The sequence below is a fragment of the Portibacter marinus genome, assembly GCF_021533195.1.
Classification (GTDB): domain Bacteria; phylum Bacteroidota; class Bacteroidia; order Chitinophagales; family Saprospiraceae; genus Portibacter; species Portibacter marinus.
On the sequence record NZ_JAJNKB010000046.1, the window covers coordinates 1 to 2,103 of the forward strand.

Annotated in this window: 1 protein-coding gene; it reads left to right on the forward strand. The window is 44.3% G+C overall.

Annotated features, from left to right (window positions below; translation table 11 throughout):
- Positions 1–2,103, forward strand: a 2,103-nt coding sequence (locus L2567_RS20800; RefSeq protein ID WP_235299793.1) for an SdrD B-like domain-containing protein, incomplete at both ends; no start/stop codon positions are given.

The window sequence follows — 2,103 nt, forward strand, 5'->3', positions numbered from 1 at the left end:
ATGGCTCATATGAATTTACAGGATTGACTCCTGGAGATTACAGTGTCCAATTTGTGCTGCCATTGGGAAGCGAGTATAGCCCACTGAATGCTAGTGGTGATGAAGCAACCGATAGTGATGCAGATCCAGCGATGAGTGGCATGACTGAAGTGGTGACTCTTGTCAGTGGTCAGACCAATGATGATTTGGATGCAGGACTTTACGAACCAGCAAGTATCGGAGATTTTGTATGGTTGGATGAAGACGGAGACGGAGTACAGGATGATGGAGAGGAAGGTGTAGAGGGAGTGACCGTTAACTTAAAAGATGAGAATGGAAATGTGATTGCGAGTACGACAACGGGATCAGATGGATCGTATGAATTTACAGGCTTAACACCCGGAGATTACAGTGTACAATTTGTCTTACCGGCTAATAATACTTTCAGTCCATTGAATGCAAGTGGTGATGAAGCTAATGATAGTGATGCAGATCCATCGATGGGTGGCATGACTGAAGTGGTGACCTTGACCAGTGGTCAGACCAATAATGATTTGGATGCAGGTCTGTACACCCCTGCAAGCATCGGAGATTTTGTATGGTTGGATACAGATGCAGATGGAGTTCAGGATGCTGGAGAAGAAGGAATCGAAGGGGTGGCCGTTAATTTGAAAGATGAAAACGGAGATGTGATTGCGAGTACAACCACTGAAGCGGATGGATCGTATGAATTTACAGGATTAGCTCCTGGAGATTATAGTGTGCAGTTCGTATTACCAGCGGGTAGCGAATATAGTCCATTGAATGCTAGTGGAAATGAAGCTACGGACAGTGATGCGGATCCAGCGATGGCCGGTATGACAGAAGTGGTGACATTGGCAAGTGGTGAGACCAATGATGATTTGGATGCGGGACTATACGAGCCAGCAAGTATCGGAGATTATGTATGGTTAGATGCCGATGCAGATGGCATACAGGATGATGGAGAAGAAGGCATCGGAGGAGTAACCGTAAGTCTGACGGATGAAAACGGTAATCCGGTAGAAGATGTGGATGGTAATGTAGTAGCAGCAGTTCAAACTAATGGAAGTGGCTTTTATGAATTTACCAATCTTGTTCCTGGAGATTATATTGTTGTATTTGAAACACCTGAAGGTTTACAATCAAGTCCTTCGAATCAGGGAGGAGATGATAGTAAAGACAGTGATGCTGATGAAACAACAGGAGAAAGTCCAGTGGTTAATCTGGAATCTGGAGAAAATGATCCTACGATCGATGCAGGATTCTATGCACCTGCAAGTATTGGAGATTTTGTTTTCTTGGATGACAATGGAAATGGTATTCAAGATCCGGGCGAGATTGCTGTAGCGAATGTTACAGTAAACCTTAAAGATGAAAATGGCAACACCATTAGCACAACCAGTACTAATGGGGTTGGAAAATATGAATTTACAGGCTTAACACCCGGTACATATAGTGTACAGTTTGTTTTGCCTTTAGGGCGAGTATTTAGTCCTGTTAATCAGGGAGGAAATGAAGCTAATGATAGTGATGCAGATCCATCGATGGGTGGCATGACTGAAGTGGTGACCTTGACCAGTGGTCAGACCAATAATGATTTGGATGCAGGTCTGTACACCCCTGCAAGCATCGGAGATTTTGTATGGTTGGATACAGATGCAGATGGAGTTCAGGATAATGGAGAACAAGGAATCGAAGGGGTGACCGTTAATTTGAAAGATGTAAACGGAGATGTGATTGCGAGTACAACAACGGGATCAGATGGATCTTATGCATTTACAGGATTAGCTCCTGGAGATTATAGTGTACAGTTTGTATTACCAGCGGGTAGCGAATATAGTCCACTCAATGCTAGTGGTGATGAAGCAACCGATAGTGATGCAGATCCAGCGATGGGTGGCATGACTGAAGTGGTGACTTTAACCAGTGGTGAGACCAATGATGATTTGGATGCGGGACTATACGAGTCAGCAAGTATCGGAGATTATGTATGGTTAGATGCCGATGCAGATGGCATACAGGATGATGGAGAAGAAGGCATCGGAGGAGTAACCGTAAGTCTGACGGATGAAAACGGTAATCCGGTAGAAGATGTGGATGGTA